The organism is Halomonas smyrnensis AAD6 (genome assembly GCF_000265245.1).
GTDB lineage: Bacteria > Pseudomonadota > Gammaproteobacteria > Pseudomonadales > Halomonadaceae > Halomonas > Halomonas smyrnensis.
In genome coordinates this window covers 87760-102685 of the sequence record NZ_AJKS02000006.1, presented here as the reverse complement: position 1 = coordinate 102685, position 14926 = coordinate 87760, and the positions used below count along the sequence as shown (strand labels likewise).

Genomic DNA, 14926 nt, shown 5'->3' with positions numbered 1-14926 from the left:
GGGTCGCTCCGACATCCGGGAGGTGTTCGAGATGCGCACCAGTGATGCGGTGTCGGGCGCGATGGCGGCAGCCCTGGGGGCTGCCCTGGGGGCTGCCCTCATCGTGGCGTCGGCCGACCTGAGCCCGCTGCCGCGCCAGGTCTACGGGGCCGGCACCTTTCCCAAGGTGGTGGGTGGGCTGCTGCTGCTGATGGGGGGCTTGATGGTGATCAAGGGGCTGAGGCAGCGCCAGCCCTGGTGCCGCTGGACGAGCAAGGTCGCGGCTCGCCCCTTCCTGCTGACGCTCGCCGCCGTGGTAGCGAGCGTGGTCGCCTACGTATGGCTGACGCCGGTGCTGGGCTTCCCCATCGTGGCCTTCGTGCTGCTCAGCCTGCTGTTTCGTGCCTATCACCGCCGGGGGTGGGCGCGGGCAATGTTGACCGCGGTGCTGGCGACGGCGGTCATCTGGCTGTTGTTTGCCCAGCTACTGCATGTGCCGCTGGAGCCCGGGCTCCTTGAACAGGTGTTGTACCCATGACCGAATTGCTGCAAGCGACAGCCATGGTGTTTCAGTGGGAGGTGATCCTGGTGATCGTGGCCGCCTCCCTGTTCGGCCTCTTCATGGGGGCTATTCCGGGGCTGACGGCGACCATGGCCACGGCCCTGCTGGTGCCGGTGACCTTCTTCATGGACCCGCTGCCGGCCATCGCCGCCATCGTCTCGGCCACCGCCATGGCCATCGTCGCCGGGGATATTCCCGGTGCCTTGCTGCGCATGCCGGGCACGCCCGCGTCCGCGGTGTATGCCGACGAGGCCTTCCTGATGGGCAAGCGCGGCCAGCTTGGCCTGGCGCTCGGCATCAACGTCACCTGCTCGATGCTCGGTGGCGTCATCGGGGTCGCGGTGCTGGCGCTCTTCGCCCCGCGTATTGCCGAGTTTGCGCTGGAATTCACCAGCGATGAATACTTCTGGTTGGCGCTGCTGGGGCTGTCCTGCGCCATCCTGGTGGCCGGAGGTGACCCGCTCAAGGGGGCGATCTCGATGCTGATCGGCCTGGCCATTGCCATGGTCGGCATGGATAGCGTCTCCGGTCAGGTGCGTTTCACGCTGGGCAACTACAACCTGCTGGCCGGCATCTCGCTGCTGCCGGTACTGATCGGGCTGTTTGCCATCACCGAGCTGCTGCGTAGCCTGCCGACCGCAGGGCGAGGGGCATCCCGCAAGGAGACGCCGCGCCGTGAAGGGTTCGGTGGTGTCGCGGGCACCACCTGGCGCTACAAGGGCGGCGTCGCCCGGGGCGGGCTGCTGGGCACCATGATCGGCGCCTTGCCGGGGGCGGGGGCGGATATCGCCTCCTGGATCAGCTACGCGATCAGTCGCAAGCTGTCCCGTGAGCCGCAGAAATACGGCACCGGCCATCCCGAGGGGCTGGTCTCCGCCAGCGCCGCCAACAACGCGGCCCTGTCCGGGGCCTATATTCCCGCGCTGGTGTTCGGCATCCCCGGCGATACCGTCACCGCCATCATCATCGGCGTACTGACGACCAAGGGGATCACCCCGGGGCCGGATGTCTTCACCGAGCAGGGGGCGCTGGTCAACGCCATCTTCCTGGTCTTCGTGCTGGCCAATCTGCTGCTGTTGCCCCTGGGATTCATGGCGATCAAGGGCGCCGGGCGCCTGCTCTCGGTGCCGACGGGGGTTCTCTACCCATTGATCCTGATGTTTTGTATCGTGGGCGCCTTCTCCGCCAACAACAGCATGTTCGACGTCTGGGTAATGCTCGGGCTGGGACTGGTGGGTGTCTTCCTGATGGAGAACGACTTCCCCCTCGGCCCACTGATCCTGGCGTTCATCCTCGGGCCGATCATCGAGAGCAACTTCATGCGCTCGATCCTGAAGTCCGATGGTGATCTGACCGCCTTCGTCGACCGGCCCATCGCCATGGTGCTGGCGGGGCTCGCCATCCTGGTCTGGACGCTGATCATCGCCAACGGGGTGTGGAAGCGCCCGGGGCGCCGTGCCTCGGCCAGTGAAACGGCCGCCGAGGCTTGAAGATCCGCGCGACAAGGGCGCCTGGGGTGTCGGGAGCGGGCCCCCCAGGCCCCTGATGCAGACGGTAGCAGAGACGCCACCTCGGGGAATGGGGTCATCAGAGAGCAGGGTAACCGGAGCACAAGGAATATGGCACAAGACGAGAAGTTTTCACTGGCTTCGGCGGTCTACGAAAAGATTCTGACGGCGATCATCGAGGGCCAATACCCGGTCAACAAGAAGCTGCCGACCGAGGCGCAGCTGTGTCAGTGCTATGGGGTATCTCGCCCGGTGCTGCGCGATGCGCTGGCCCGCCTCAAGGAAGACGAGCTGGTGGTGTCGCGTCGTGGCTCGGGCAGCTTCGTGATACGCCAGCCCGACAGTGCCGTGCTCGAGTTCGCTCCCATCTCGAGCATCGCCGACATCCAGCGCTGCTTCGAGTTTCGCACCAATGTCGAGGCGAGGGCGGCGCACCTGGCGGCGCTGCGTCGCACCCAGGACCAGCTGGATCATATCCGCCGCTGCTATGACATCATCGACGCGGCCAACGCCCGACAGGACCTGGCGACCGATGAGGATTACCGCTTCCACCTGGCCATCACCGAGGCGGCCAGCAATCACTACTACACCACCGTGCTCAAGTCGCTCAACGAGAGCATCAAGAACGGCATGAACCTCACGCGGGGCCTCTCTCTGATGGCCTCCCAGACGCGGTTGCGCAAGGTGCAGGACGAGCATCTGGATATCGTCGAGGCCATCGAGGCGCAGGATGGTGAACGGGCCGAAGCCGCCATGCGGGCACACATCGACAACGCGCGTCGCCGCATGTTCGAGGGCACTCACTGACCCCGCGAAAAAGGGCGGCTAACGACGGCCCGGGGCGTTCCCGGGCGCGCACTACCCGGGGCTACTGTCGCGACCATTTCCAGAACGTGCCGGCCACCGTGTCGCTGGACGACGACCTGCGCAAGGTCGCCTCGCTGATGTTCTCCAACGACATCATCTGGCTGCCCTGCGTGGACGAGGCCGGCCGGGTCTGCGGCCAGATCACCCAGCGCGCCATGACCCACCACCTGGGCTCGCGGTTTCGCCCCACGGAATCCGCCGCGACCGCCGAACCGGCCACCAAGGAGTAAGCCGATGCCGATCCGCAGCCTGAAGGGGGCCCTGCGCATTGCGCTGCTCATCGCCATCTTCTTCCTCGGCGTGTGGAGCCAGTCCAGCGGGGTCATCGACGAATTCATCTTCTACCTGCCCGACGTCCAGTTCCTGGCCGTGCAGCACTTGTGGCTGACCCTCATGTCCGGCGGCCTCATGTGAAAGACCAAGCCGACAATATCAAGGAGACCACCATGAAACGCGTGATGATGACACTTTCCGGCCTGGCTCTGGCCGGTGCCATGACCGGCGCCCAGGCCAACGAGATCAACGTGGGCGGCAAGAACTATACCGAGCAGCTCATTCTCGCCAACATGACCGAGCTGTATCTCGACGACTTGGGATATGACGTGACCCGGCGCGATGGCATGGGCTCCGCCGTGCTGCGCCAGGCCCAGGAAAACGGCCAGATCGACCTCTACTGGGAGTACACCGGCACCTCGCTGATCGTCTACAACGATATCAGTGAGTCGCTGTCTCGCGAGGCCACCTATGACAAGGTCAAGGAACTCGATGCCGAGAAGGGCCTGGTGTGGCTGGAGCCGTCCGACGCCAACAACACCTACGCCATGGCCATGCGCGAGGATCATGCCGAGGAGCACGGCATCGCGACGCTCGAGGATCTGGCCGATGAGGTCAACAACGACATGGACCTGACGGTGGGGCTCGATACCGAGTTCTATTCGCGGAATGACGGCTGGCGTCCGCTGCAGGAGACCTACGACTTCAAGGTGGGGCGTAGCGATATCGTTCGCATGGATACCGGTCTGATGTATTCGGCCCTGCGCGACAGCGAGGTCGATGTCGCGGTGGTCTTTTCCACCGACGGCCGCGTTCCGGCCTTCGACCTGCGGATCCTGGAAGACACCAAGGGCTATTTCCCGGCCTATGCGCTGACCCCGGTGGTGCGCGAGGAGACCCTGGAGGCCAATCCGGAGCTCGCCGAGCAGATGAACGCGCTGTCCGCGCTGCTCGACGACGAGACCATGGCAAGCCTCAACGCCCGGGTCGACGTCGAGCGTGAGACCATCGAGGACGTGGCCGAGTCCTTCCTCGAAGAGCAGGACCTGATCTAACGGACTACGCAGCGCTAGCAGCGTCTTGGTGCTGGCGATTCGCCGGGGCAAGCCTGGCTGCGGAGAGAGGCCAAGGACGGCGGTTCGTGTATCAGCCCTTGTTGAATGACTGCGACTCCCGCGACGCGGGAATACCGGAAGGGTGTCGTTTCCTCTCCGGCTCGGCACATCCTCGTATCCCTCGACGGCCTTCTCCGGCCGCTTTTCTTCGGCCCGTTTCCCGGGCGGGGAGGGCGTCGCCGGGTCGCCGAGCTCGAGCGATAGATAAAAAGTATTCGCATTTTCATTGACGGGGCGGCGAGGAGGATTTACGTTGAGGGCGTGGCGTTGATGAACCGCCACGGCTGACGGCCGCTAGGGTCAGCGGCTGCCAGCTCCTCCTCATTGTTAGTCACGGTCTCTCGCCGCCCCTCAGGGCGGCTTTTTTCGTTCCTGCCCGGTGCCTGCCGGATCGTCATCGTCGCCGAGCATCGGCGATGGTCGTACGCCCCATCCCTGTTGAACGGCGGCCCTGTATCGGGCCGCTGTTTTTTCATGTCGCCTAGCGCAGGGGGCGCCGTGAGTGTTCGCCGCCTCGGTGGAGTCGTTTCAGTCGAGGCTGGTGTCGCGAATGACGGCGTTGATCAGGCAGTAGAGACCATAGCTGGCCAGGCCGAGGGCCACCGCGCCGAGCAGCCAGGGGCCGAAGGGCTGGGCGGCCAGCACGTTGAGCGCGCCGCCGAGGCCCTGGGCCTCGCTGGGGTCGGTGTGCCAGGCGGCGAGGCACAGGAACAGGCCGATCACCTGGAACACCAGGCCGCGGGCGGAGAGCCCCCAGCAGGTGATGATGTCGGCCAGCCGCTGCTGTAGCGGCCCCAGATCCTGGCGGTACCAGTTCTTGAGGTAGGACTGGCGGATGGCTCGCCACAGCTGGCGCAGGCCGATGGCGATGAACACCAGGCCGACGGCGAAGATCACATAGAGCCCGCCCTGGTGGCTCATCACCTGGGCGGTGCGGTCGCTGGCCGTATCGCTGCCCGAGGCCTCGGCGACGTCGCGCAGCAGGTCGAGGCAGTAGACGCTGAGGCTGGCATGGATGAGGCTGCTGATCACAAAGCCCAGCCGGGTGACCAGCCCCTTGGGGCCGTGCCCGGCGTCCTCGGTGTCCAGCACGGCCTGGAGCAGGCGCCAGGCGGCATAGGCGGCGAGCCCCGCGCCCAGCGCGATGATCATCAGGTCGCCCAAGGGCTGGCGGGCGAGGCCGAACAGGGCCTCCTTGGTGCCGACGTTGTCGCCGCCCAGCCCGACCGCCGCCAGGAAGGCCAGGCCGCCCACCAGCAGGTAGACGATGCCCTTGGCGGCATAGCCGGCACCGGCCGCGAGGGCCACGCCCCGCGTCAGTCGGGAATCGGATCTTGGCATCGTGGGCTCCACGGTCGAAGTGTCAGGCGAGGCCGATGACCACCAGCGCCAGGGTGGTGCCGGTCAGCAGGTAGGCCACCAGTGCCATCAGGCCGTCCTCGGCGAGCAGCGCCAGGCCGAAGAGCGTCAGCGCCAGGCCGCCGCCGTTGGCGGAGAAGGGCACCAGCTCCATCGGTGGCATGGCCAGGCCGATCAGCAGGCAGGTCAGGGCCACCGGCAGGTGGGCCGGGGCGCGGGTGAGCCAGACCAGCCGCGTGCGCAGATAGCGGTCGACCCAGCGGGCGGGGCGCGCCATCCAGTCGGTGACCCGCACGAACCGCGAGCGGGAGACCCGTCGCTCGAGCAGGAAGCGCGGCAGCCAGAAGTGCTCGCGCCCCAGCAGCAACTGGGCGGCCACCAGCACCACCAGCGTGGCCATCAGGGTAGGCACGCCGGGAATGTCGCCGATCACCGGCGCCAGGGTGATGAGCCCGGCGACCAGCAGGAAGGGCGCGAAGCTGCGCCGGCCGACGGTATCGAGGATCGCCTCCAGGCTCACGTCGTCGCGCTGTTCACCGGCCTGCTGGACCCGGGTGATCAGCGTCGTCAGGCTGCCGGGGCCTTCCTGGGGCGGTACTTGCTGGGCGTCGTCGGTCATGCGGTCCTGCCGTCCGGGAAATGGGAGGATGGGCGCTGGCATGCCCTCGTCGCGCCTGCCGGGCGTCCGGCATCACGATATCGTATGCTGAACGCCCCGTCCTTCCCGCTTTGCCGGCGAGCCCCGATATCGCCGGCCGGCTCTCGAGACAAGGAGACTCTCATGCCGTTTTCGCTATGGATGTCGCTGGCCGCGATCTGTGCCATGGGGGCGATGTCGCCCGGGCCGAGCCTGGCGCTGGTGCTGCGCCATACCCTGGGCGGCGGTCGCGTGCCGGGGATCATGGCGGCGCTCACCCATGCGCTGGGGGTGGGCCTCTATGCGCTGCTGACCGTGTGGGGCCTGGGGGCGCTGATCGTGCGCTTCCCGACGCTGTTCCAGGCCATCACCTGGGGTGGGGCGGCCTATCTGGCGTGGCTCGGCGTCAAGGCGCTGCGGGCCGGCCGCGGCGGGGCGCTGGACGCCCAGGCGATGGCCACGACCCGGCGCCAGGCGGCCCGCGACGGCATGCTGGTGGCACTCGGCAATCCCAAGCTGATCCTGTTCTTCGTGGCCCTGCTCAGCCAGTTCGTGACGCCGGACATGAGCCTGGCCGCCCGGGCGATCATCGTGCTGACGGCGGTGGTCATCGACGGCGGCTGGTACGTGCTGGTGGCCGTCGGGCTCTCCCACTCGCGGGTGCTGCCCTGGCTGCAGGCCCGGGCGCACTGGATCAATCGCATCACCGGCGTGCTGCTGCTGGGGCTGGCGCTGCGCGTGGTGGCGGGGCCGATCATGTAGCGCGGTCGTGACGCCCTGGCGGTAACGCCTCGGACACGGGGCATGGAGCCCCACCGCCGCCGTCACGCCGGCCAGCCGATCGATGGGGAGCGGTCCGGCTCCGTCAGCTCGGCAGGCGGGCCAGGATCTCGTCCACGCGCGCCTCGGCCGGCAGCACCCCGTAGGCGCCGCCGACCCGCTCGCCCAGCCGGCCGCGGCAGAAGCCGTGGCCCACCGCCGGCGGGGCGTGGCGCAGCAGCAGCGCGGCCTGCAGGCACTGGGCCAGGCGCTGGGTCAGCCAGCGGGCGCGGGGCTCGAGCGTCTCGGGCGACTCGCCGATCAGGCCTTCGAGCTCGGCCAGGGCGGCGTCGAGCTCGGCGGACTCGCCCTGCACCGCATCGAACTCCTCGCGCAGCGCGGCCAGCGACTCGGGATGGCGGCCGAGCACGCGCAGCACGTCCAGGCAGATCACGTTGCCCGAGCCCTCCCAGATCGAGTTGACCGGCGCCTCGCGATACAGCCGCGCCAGCGGCGTTTCCTCCACGTAGCCGATGCCGCCGAGGCACTCCATGGCCTCGGCCAGGAAGCCCGGCGCGCGCTTGTTGTGCCAGTACTTGGCCAGCGCCGGCAGCAGCCGGGCCAGGGCGCGTTCGTGCTCGTCGCCCCGCGCGGCGCCGTCGAAGGCCCGGGCGGTGCGCAGCGTCAGCGCCACGCCGGCCTCCACCTCCAGGCCCATGTCGGCGATCAGCGTGCGCATCAGCGGCTGCTCGGCCAGCCGTCGGCCGAAGGCCCGGCGATGCCGGGCGAAGCGCCAGGCCTCGGCGAGCCCCTGGCGCATCATCGCCACCGGCGCGGTGGCGGCGTCCAGCCGGGTCTGCTGCACCATCGCCAGGATGGTCGCCACGCCGCGGCCGGGCTCGCCCAGCGGCCGGGCCCAGGCGTCGCGGTACTCGATCTCCGCCGAGGCGTTGGCGCGGTTGCCGCACTTGTCCTTGAGGCGCTGCAGCTCGATGGGGTTGCGCGTGCCGTCCGGGGCGAAGCGCGGCACCAGGAAGCAGCCGAGCCCCTCGTCGGTCTGCGCCAGGGTCAGGAAGGCGTCGGACATGGGCGCGCTGCAGAACCACTTGTGGCCGGTCAGCCGCCAGCCGTCGCCGGTGGCTTCGGCGCGGGTGGTGTTGGCGCGCACGTCGCTGCCGCCCTGCTTCTCGGTCATCGCCATGCCGAGGGTCAGGGCGCTCTTGTGCGCCGCGGGCAGCGGGCGCGGGTCGTAGTCCCAGGCCAGCAGCTTCGGCGCCCACTCGGTCATGGCCTCGGGCGAGGCGCGCAGCGCCGGCAGGGCGGCGTGGGTCATGGTCACCGGGCAGCAGAAGCCCGGTTCGGCCTGGGTCAGCAGGTAGAGGGCGGCGACGTGGGCCTGATGACCGCCGCGGCCTTCCTCCTGCCAGGCTACGGCGTGCCAGCCGTGATCCAGCGCCAGGTGCATCAGCTCGTGATAGGCGGGGTGGTAGGCGACCTCGTCCAGTCGCCGGCCGTGGCGGTCGAACAGCCTGAGCTCGGGCGGGTGGTGATTCGCCGCCTCGCCCAGCGCCTGCACCCGCCGGCTGCCCACCTCGCGGCCCAGCGAGGCCAGGCGGCGGGCGACCCAGTCCGGCGACTCCCGCGCGAGCGCCTCCCGGAGCGGGATGTCGTCGGCGAGGGCGTCGCGGTCTTCGGGCGGGGGCGGCTGATTGGTCACCGCATGGGTGGCCAGCCGGTCGCGGGGCGCGTGATCGTGCATGACGGACCTCCGGCAGGCGGACTCCCCTGAGCATGGCGGCTGGCGGCGAGCCGGTCAAAGCCGCCCGTCCTCTCCCTAGAGCGAGGTGCGCACCGACCACAGCTCGGGGAAGAACTGCAGATCCAGCGCCTTGACCAGGTAGTTGACCCCGGCGGTGCCGCCGGTGCCGCGGCGATAGCCGATGATGCGCTCCACCGTCTTCATGTGGCTGAAGCGCCACTTCTGGAAGTTGTACTCCAGGTCGACCAGCTTCTCGGCCAGCTCGTAGAGGTCCCAGTGGGTGGCGGTGTCGCGGTAGACCGCCGCCCAGGCGGCCTCGACCTCGGGCGAGGCGGCATAGGGCTCGGCCCAGTCGCGCGCCAGGTGACCGTCGGGAATGGCGAAGCCGCGCGCGGCGAGGCGCTGCAGCACGATGTCGTAGAGGCTCGGCGCCTGCAGCACCGCGGTCAGGTGGGCGTGGTGGCCGGGATGGGCACGGTGGGCCTCGACCATCCTGGCGTTCTTGTTGCCGAGCAGGAACTCGAGCTCGCGGTACTGGAAGGACTGGAAGCCCGAGCTCTGGCCCAGCTCGTCGCGAAAGCTCGAGTAGTCCGCCGGCGTCATGGTCACCAGCACCTCCCAGGCCTTGATCAGCTGCTCCTGGATGCGGGCGACCCGGGTCAGCATCTTGAACGCCGGGCGCAGCTCGTCGCGGCGGATGCAGTCGGCGGCGCCGTGAGCCTCGTGCAGGCACAGCTTCATCCATAGCTCCGAGGCCTGGTGGATGACGATGAACAGCATCTCGTCGTGCTGGCGGGAGCGCGGATGCTGGCAGTCGAGCAGGGTCTCCAGGCCCAGGTATTGGCCGTAGCTCATGTCCTGGTCCCAGTGGATGGCCTCGCTGTCGAGGTCGACGCGGGGGCGATGCTGATGCGAGTCGGTCATGGCGGGCTCCGGGAGAGAGTGCGGATGGCGGCGTCGCCTCGACTCTACGCCGCGCCTGCGTGGATGAGGATAGTGCACCCTGGACGCGGGGCCGGCGTGAGCCGATGACGCGTGACGCTCCGGGCCTGACTGAGTAGGCTGAAGACATTTCCCCGGAGAGCCGTGATGACCGACGACGCCCTGGCGCCCGCGCCGCTGCCCGCCCCCCGCATCGCCGACGAGAGCATCCAGCTGGTGGACGCCCGCAACCGGCCCTGCGGCAGCGCGTCCCGGGCCACCATGCGCCGCTATCGCTACTGGCATCGCGCCACCTACATCGTGGTGCGCAACGCCGCCGGCGAGCTGTGCGTGCAGCGTCGCACCCTGACCAAGGAGGTGTTCCCCGGCGGGCTGGACCTGGCCGCCGGCGGCGTGGTCGGGGCCGGCGAGCCGGTGCATCTGGCCGCCCGCCGCGAGCTGGCCGAGGAGCTGGGCATCGTCGGCGAGCCGCTGCGCCACGTGCTGGAGTTCGTCTACGACGCCGACGGCCATCACATCTTCGGCAGCGCCTACCTGGTCGACTACGACGGTCCGCTCACGCTCCAGGCCGAGGAGGTCGCCGACGCCTTCTGGTGCCCGCCCGAGGAGGCGCTGACGCTGGAGGGCGTGACCCCGGACACCCGCCAGGCGGTGGAGGCTCTGTGGCAGCGCGGGTGGCTGGAGGCGGGCGCGTGAACCGCCCCGTCGACGGCGAACGGCTGGCGGCGGTGCTGGCCGCCCTGGAGGGCGTGGTGCTGGGCAAGCCGCGCGAGGTGCGCCTGGCGCTGTGCGCCCTGCTGGCCCGCGGCCACCTGCTGATCGAGGACCTGCCCGGGCTCGGCAAGACCACCCTGGCCCAGGCGCTGGCGCGGGTCACCGGGCTCGACATGCAGCGCCTGCAGTTCACAAGCGACCTGCTGCCCGCCGACGTGCTCGGCGTCTCGGTGTTCGATCCCCGCGAGGCCAGCTTCCGCTTCCATCCTGGGCCGGTGTTCCACGGCCTGGTGCTGGCCGACGAGATCAACCGCGCCACGCCCAAGACCCAGAGCGCGCTGCTCGAGGCCATGGAGGAGGGCCGCGTCACCGTGGAGGGCGAGACCCGGACGCTGCCCGATCCCTTCTTCGTCATCGCCACCCAGAATCCCCAGGAGCAGGCCGGCACCTTCCCGCTGCCCGAGTCCCAGCTCGACCGCTTCCTGATGCGGCTGTCGCTGGGCTATCCCGATGCCCGCGCCGAGCGCGAGATCCTGCGCGGCCAGGCCGGGCGTTCGACCCTGGGCGAGCTGCCGGCGCTGCTCGACGCCGAGACCCTGCGCCACTGGCAGGCGCGCTGCGAGCGGCTGCACGTGGCCGAGCCGCTGCTCGACTACGTGCAGGCGCTGACCGCCGCCAGCCGCGAGCATCCCGAGGCCGGCTGGGGGCTGTCGCCGCGCGGCGCCCTGGCGCTGCTGCGGGCCGCCCGGGCCTGGGCGATGCTCGCCGGGCGCGACCACGTGCTGCCCGAGGACGTCCAGGCGGTGTGGGCGCCGGTGGTGGCCCACCGCCTCGGCGGCCGGCGCGACGAGGGCGAGGCGCTGGCCCATCGGCTGCTGGGCCGGGTGCCGGTGCTGGGATGAGTTGGCGGCGCCGCGCCTGGCCGCGGAACGGATGGCATCGCCTGGCCGCCCCGCTCGGCGCGCCGCTGCCCCAGCGGCGGCTGTTCCTGCTGCCGACCCGCTTCGGGCTGGGCTGGGCGGTGCTCATCGTGCTGCTGATGCTGCTCGGCATCAACTACCAGAACAGCCTGATCCATGCGCTGGCCTTCTGGCTGTTCGCCCTGGGCGTGGCGGTGCTGCTGCGCGCCTGGCGCAACCTGCTCGGCGTGCGCCTGAGCCTGCGCCTGCCCGCCGAGGCCTTCGCCGGCGGCGCGGCGCGGCTGGGCGTGATCGCCGAGTCCCGCCGGCCGCGCACCGCGCTGCAGGTGCGCTGCAACCGCGAGCGGGCCCGGTTCGACGTCGAGGACGGCCGCGGCGAGGGCGAGCTGTGTGTGCCCACGCCGACGCGCGGGGTGTGGCGCGTGCCGACGCTGAGCCTCGAGAGCCGCTGGCCGCTGGGGCTGGTGCGCGCCCTGGCCTGGCAGGCCCATGAGCACGAGCTGGTGATCTGGCCGCAGCCGCTGGGCGAGGCCGAGACGTACCGCGCCGACGGCGGCCCCGGCCGCGAGGAGGAGGACTTCGCCGGCCTGCGACGCGCGGCGCCCGGCGACGGGCCGGCGCGGCTGGCCTGGAAGCAGTGGAGCCGCACCGGCACATTGGCCAGCAAGGCCTTCGAGGCGCCCCCGCGGGACGCTGTATGGCTCGACTACGCCGACGGCAGCGGCGACCCGGAGCGTCGGCTGTCCTGGCTGTGCGCCCGGGTGCTGGCCCATCATCGTGCCGGCGAGCGCTTCGGCCTGCGCCTGCCGGACCTGACGCTGGCGCCGGGGCAGGGCGAGGCCCATCGCCGCGCGGCGCTCGACGCCCTGGCCCGCTGCCGGCCCGGGGCGGACGGGGAGGCCGCGCCATGAGCCGGGCGTCACGGCCCCGTTCTGCCGAGGCCCCGGCGGTGCTGGCCGACGGGCGCGGGCTGAGCGGCGCCATGCTGTGGCGGCTGTTCGTCGGCCAGTGCCTGGTGCTGGCGCTGCATCTGGCCTGGATGCCGGCCTGGTTCGCCGGCGTGGCGGTGGTGGTGGCCGGCTACCGCTACCGCCAGCTGCGCCGCGACGCCCCGCGGGCCGGGCTCTTGCTGCGGCTGGCCGCGGTGGGCGCGCTGGTGGCGGCGCTGTGGGGCCAGTACGGCAGCCTCGGCGAGATGCGGGCGCTGATCGGCCTGCTGCTGGGCGTCTACCTGCTCAAGCTGCTGGAGACCCACGACCGGCGCGACGCCCGGGTGGTGGTGGCGATCGGCCTGGTGGCCACCGGCGTGGCCTTCCTCCACGGCCAGGGGCTGCCGCTGGCGCTGGCGGCGTTCGTCGCCCTGACCTGGCAGCTGCAGTCGCTGATGTGGCTGTCCGGGGCGCGCAGCCGCCGTCGGGCCTGGGGCGAGGTCGGCTGGCTGCTGGGCCTCTCGGCGCCGCTGATGGTGGCGCTGTTTCTGGTCGTGCCGCGACTGCCGCCGCTGTGGCACATGCCCGAGACCCCGCGGGCCGCCACCGGGCTCTCCGACAGCGTCTCGCCCGGCGACATCGCCGAGCTGTCGCGCAGCGATGCCCGGGCCTTCCGCGCCGAGTTCCGCGGCCAGGCGCCGCCGCCCGGCGAGCGCTACTGGCGCGTCTACACGCTGTCGCACTTCGACGGCATCAGCTGGAGCCGGGTCTCGCCGTCGCAGCAGGCCGCGACCCTGGAGCGACCGCTGTCGCGCTTCGTGCGCGAGGGCCGGGCCAGCGCCTGGGCAGGGCAGGATCCGCCACGCTACGACTACGCGCTGCTGCTGGAGCCCGACAGCCGCCCCTGGCGGCCGAGCCTGGGCACGCCGCTGCGCGCCGGCGAGCCCCAGCGCTTCCTGGCCGACGGCACCCTGGCCGGTCGCGAGGCGCTGCGCAGCCGCGCGCTGCTGGACCTCGAGAGCAGCGGCGAGGCGCCGGCCTTCGCCGATCCCGCCGGCACCCGCTGGTTCCGGCTGCTGCCGACCGACACCAACCCGCGCACCCGCGCGCTGGCGAGGCGGCTGTGGCGCCAGAGCGACGGCGACCCGCGGCGCTACCTCGACGCCGTGCTGGCGCGCTTCGGCCAGGCGCCGTATCGCTATACGCTGTCGCCGCCGCGGCTCACCGGCCCGCATCGGGTCGACGATTTCCTGTTCGAGGCCCGGGCCGGCTACTGTTCCCACTACGCCTCGGCCACCGCCGTGATGGCGCGGATGGCCGGCATCCCGGCCCGGCTGGTGGCGGGGTTCCTGGGCGGCGAGCGCCATCCCGACGGCCACTTCACGGTGCGCGATTACGACGCCCACGCCTGGGTGGAGGTGTGGCAGGACGGCGCCTGGCAGCGCCTCGATCCCACCGCGGCCATCGCCCCGGAGCGCATCGAGCAGGGCGCGGCGGCGGTGAGCGAGGGGCGCGAGGCCTTCCTCGCCGATTCGCCCTTCTCGCCGCTGCGCTATCGTGGCGTCGGCTGGCTCAACGGGATGCGTCTCGAATGGGAGCGCCTGGAGTATCAGTGGCAGCGCGGGGTGATCGACTATCGGGGCGCGGCCCGGGAGCGGCTGATGGCGGAGCTGACCGAGACGCTGGCGCAGCTGGGCAGGGCCCTGGTCGCGCTCGGCCCCTGGCGTGTCGTGGGCCTCGCCGTGCTGGCGCTGCTCGCCGTGGCGGGGGGCGCACTCGGGTGGCGCGGCTGGCGGCGATGGTGGTGCGGGCGGCGGGACGAGACCCGCCGCCTCGCGGCCTTCCAGGCCTGGCTCGGGCGGCGCGGCTATCCGCTGCGTCCCGGCGAGTCGCCGGCGGCGCATTTCAGGCGGGTCGCGCGGGACAGGGACGCCGCCGGGCCGGCGCTGGAGGCGGCCGCCGAGACCCTGGAACAGTGGCTCTACGCGCCGCTCGACGCGTCCGAACGGCGCGAGGCCGCGCGCCGCCTGCATGCCGCGCTCGGGCGGGCGCGCCGGGACTGGCGCCGCGCCACACGGCGTGTCATCGTGAAAGCACAGACTGCGAGCACGCGCCATGAGCATCCATGATCACGACTGCCACACCTCCCGTGGCGAGCCCTTCAACCTGCGCGCCCTGCGCGGCCAGGTGCTGCTGGTCGTCAACGTGGCGAGCCAGTGTGGCTTCACGCCCCAGCTGCGCGACCTCGAGCGGCTCTATCGTCGCTACCGCGACCGCGGTTTCACCGTGCTGGCCTTTCCCTGCAACCAGTTCGCCCGCCAGTCGCCGGAGTCGGCCCAGGCCTTCTGTGCCTTCGGCGAGCGGGAATACGGCGTGACCTTCCCGCTGATGGAGAAGGTGCGGGTCAACGGCGGCGGCACGCATCCGCTGTTCGTCGAGCTCAAGCGTCAGGCGCCCGGCATATTGGGCACGGGGATGATCAAGTGGAACTTCACCAAGTTCCTGGTCGGCCGCGACGGCCGGGTGATCCGTCGCTTCTCGCCGCGGGACGGCGAGGCGGTGCTGGTCGAGGCGCTGGAGCGGGCCCTCGACGAGACCTGAGC

Annotated in this window: 16 protein-coding genes; 12 read left to right on the top strand and 4 right to left on the bottom strand. The window is 70.9% G+C overall.

The features are described from left to right. Positions 1 to 31: 31 nt before the first annotated feature. The 6 genes from UYS_RS17730 to UYS_RS0208745 all read left to right on the top strand — a co-directional run bounded on the left by UYS_RS17730 (position 32) and on the right by UYS_RS0208745 (position 4244). Positions 32 to 517, top strand: coding sequence for a tripartite tricarboxylate transporter TctB family protein (locus tag UYS_RS17730; protein WP_016855136.1), 486 nt, complete (start codon positions 32 to 34; stop codon positions 515 to 517). Beyond that, positions 514 to 2031: a tripartite tricarboxylate transporter permease gene (locus tag UYS_RS0208765; RefSeq protein ID WP_040478163.1), complete on the top strand. Its 1518-nt coding sequence runs from the start codon at positions 514 to 516 to the stop codon at positions 2029 to 2031. The genes UYS_RS17730 and UYS_RS0208765 overlap by 4 nt, the downstream gene beginning before the upstream one ends. Before the next feature lie 129 nt (positions 2032 to 2160). Beyond that, entirely contained in the window at positions 2161 to 2856 is a 696-nt protein-coding gene (locus tag UYS_RS0208760; RefSeq protein ID WP_016855134.1) for a FadR/GntR family transcriptional regulator, read from the top strand. An 86-nt stretch (positions 2857 to 2942) separates the two neighbouring features. Further along, positions 2943 to 3146 carry a CBS domain-containing protein gene (locus UYS_RS0208755; RefSeq protein ID WP_016855133.1) on the top strand — a complete coding sequence of 68 codons (204 nt, stop codon included), beginning with the start codon at positions 2943 to 2945 and terminating at the stop codon, positions 3144 to 3146. A 4-nt stretch (positions 3147 to 3150) separates the two neighbouring features. Further along, positions 3151 to 3330 carry a hypothetical protein gene (locus UYS_RS0208750; protein ID WP_016855132.1) on the top strand — a complete coding sequence of 60 codons (180 nt, stop codon included), beginning with the start codon at positions 3151 to 3153 and terminating at the stop codon, positions 3328 to 3330. A 32-nt stretch (positions 3331 to 3362) separates the two neighbouring features. Beyond that, positions 3363 to 4244 (top strand): glycine betaine ABC transporter substrate-binding protein, encoded by an 882-nt coding sequence (locus UYS_RS0208745; RefSeq protein WP_016855131.1) that lies wholly within the window; start codon positions 3363 to 3365, stop codon positions 4242 to 4244. A gap of 588 nt (positions 4245 to 4832) precedes the next feature. Here the strand turns inward: UYS_RS0208745 and UYS_RS0208740 are convergent. Together UYS_RS0208740 and UYS_RS0208735 are read right to left on the bottom strand one after the other, a co-directional pair. Then, the gene (locus tag UYS_RS0208740; RefSeq protein WP_040478161.1) at positions 4833 to 5645 is read right to left on the bottom strand and encodes a DUF1206 domain-containing protein; all 813 of its coding nucleotides are present in this window, start codon (positions 5643 to 5645) and stop codon (positions 4833 to 4835) included. A 22-nt stretch (positions 5646 to 5667) separates the two neighbouring features. Next, a complete protein-coding gene (locus UYS_RS0208735) occupies positions 5668 to 6282 on the bottom strand; it encodes an exopolysaccharide biosynthesis protein (protein ID WP_016855129.1) in 615 nt (204 codons plus the stop codon). A gap of 162 nt (positions 6283 to 6444) precedes the next feature. Here UYS_RS0208735 and UYS_RS0208730 point away from each other — a divergent pair, with 162 nt between their 5' ends. Next, positions 6445 to 7062, top strand: coding sequence for a LysE family translocator (locus UYS_RS0208730; protein ID WP_016855128.1), 618 nt, complete (start codon positions 6445 to 6447; stop codon positions 7060 to 7062). 103 nt (positions 7063 to 7165) lie between these two features. Here UYS_RS0208730 and UYS_RS0208725 read toward each other — a convergent pair whose 3' ends face one another. Then, on the bottom strand, positions 7166 to 8818 hold the full coding sequence (locus tag UYS_RS0208725) for an acyl-CoA dehydrogenase family protein (RefSeq protein WP_016855127.1): 1653 nt from the start codon (positions 8816 to 8818) through the stop codon (positions 7166 to 7168). Between the two features lie 75 nt (positions 8819 to 8893). Next, entirely contained in the window at positions 8894 to 9742 is an 849-nt protein-coding gene (kynA, locus tag UYS_RS0208720) for a tryptophan 2,3-dioxygenase (RefSeq protein ID WP_016855126.1), read from the bottom strand. 165 nt (positions 9743 to 9907) lie between these two features. On the opposite strand from kynA, the gene UYS_RS0208715 reads away from it, so the two are divergent. Genes UYS_RS0208715 through UYS_RS0208695 form a run of 5 tightly spaced genes read left to right on the top strand, consistent with a single transcriptional unit; the run spans position 9908 to position 14924 of the window. Further along, the gene (locus UYS_RS0208715; RefSeq protein WP_016855125.1) at positions 9908 to 10456 is read left to right on the top strand and encodes an NUDIX hydrolase; all 549 of its coding nucleotides are present in this window, start codon (positions 9908 to 9910) and stop codon (positions 10454 to 10456) included. Further along, complete coding sequence (locus UYS_RS0208710) at positions 10453 to 11376, top strand: AAA family ATPase (protein WP_016855124.1); 924 nt, start codon at positions 10453 to 10455, stop codon at positions 11374 to 11376. The genes UYS_RS0208715 and UYS_RS0208710 overlap by 4 nt, the downstream gene beginning before the upstream one ends. Continuing rightward, positions 11373 to 12305: a DUF58 domain-containing protein gene (locus UYS_RS0208705; protein WP_016855123.1), complete on the top strand. Its 933-nt coding sequence runs from the start codon at positions 11373 to 11375 to the stop codon at positions 12303 to 12305. The genes UYS_RS0208710 and UYS_RS0208705 overlap by 4 nt, the downstream gene beginning before the upstream one ends. Then, on the top strand, positions 12302 to 14452 hold the full coding sequence (locus tag UYS_RS17180; protein WP_016855122.1) for a transglutaminase TgpA family protein: 2151 nt from the start codon (positions 12302 to 12304) through the stop codon (positions 14450 to 14452). Before UYS_RS0208705 ends, UYS_RS17180 begins: the two co-directional genes overlap by 4 nt. Further along, a complete protein-coding gene (locus tag UYS_RS0208695; RefSeq protein WP_016855121.1) occupies positions 14439 to 14924 on the top strand; it encodes a glutathione peroxidase in 486 nt (161 codons plus the stop codon). Before UYS_RS17180 ends, UYS_RS0208695 begins: the two co-directional genes overlap by 14 nt. The last annotated feature ends 2 nt before the right edge of the window (positions 14925 to 14926 follow it).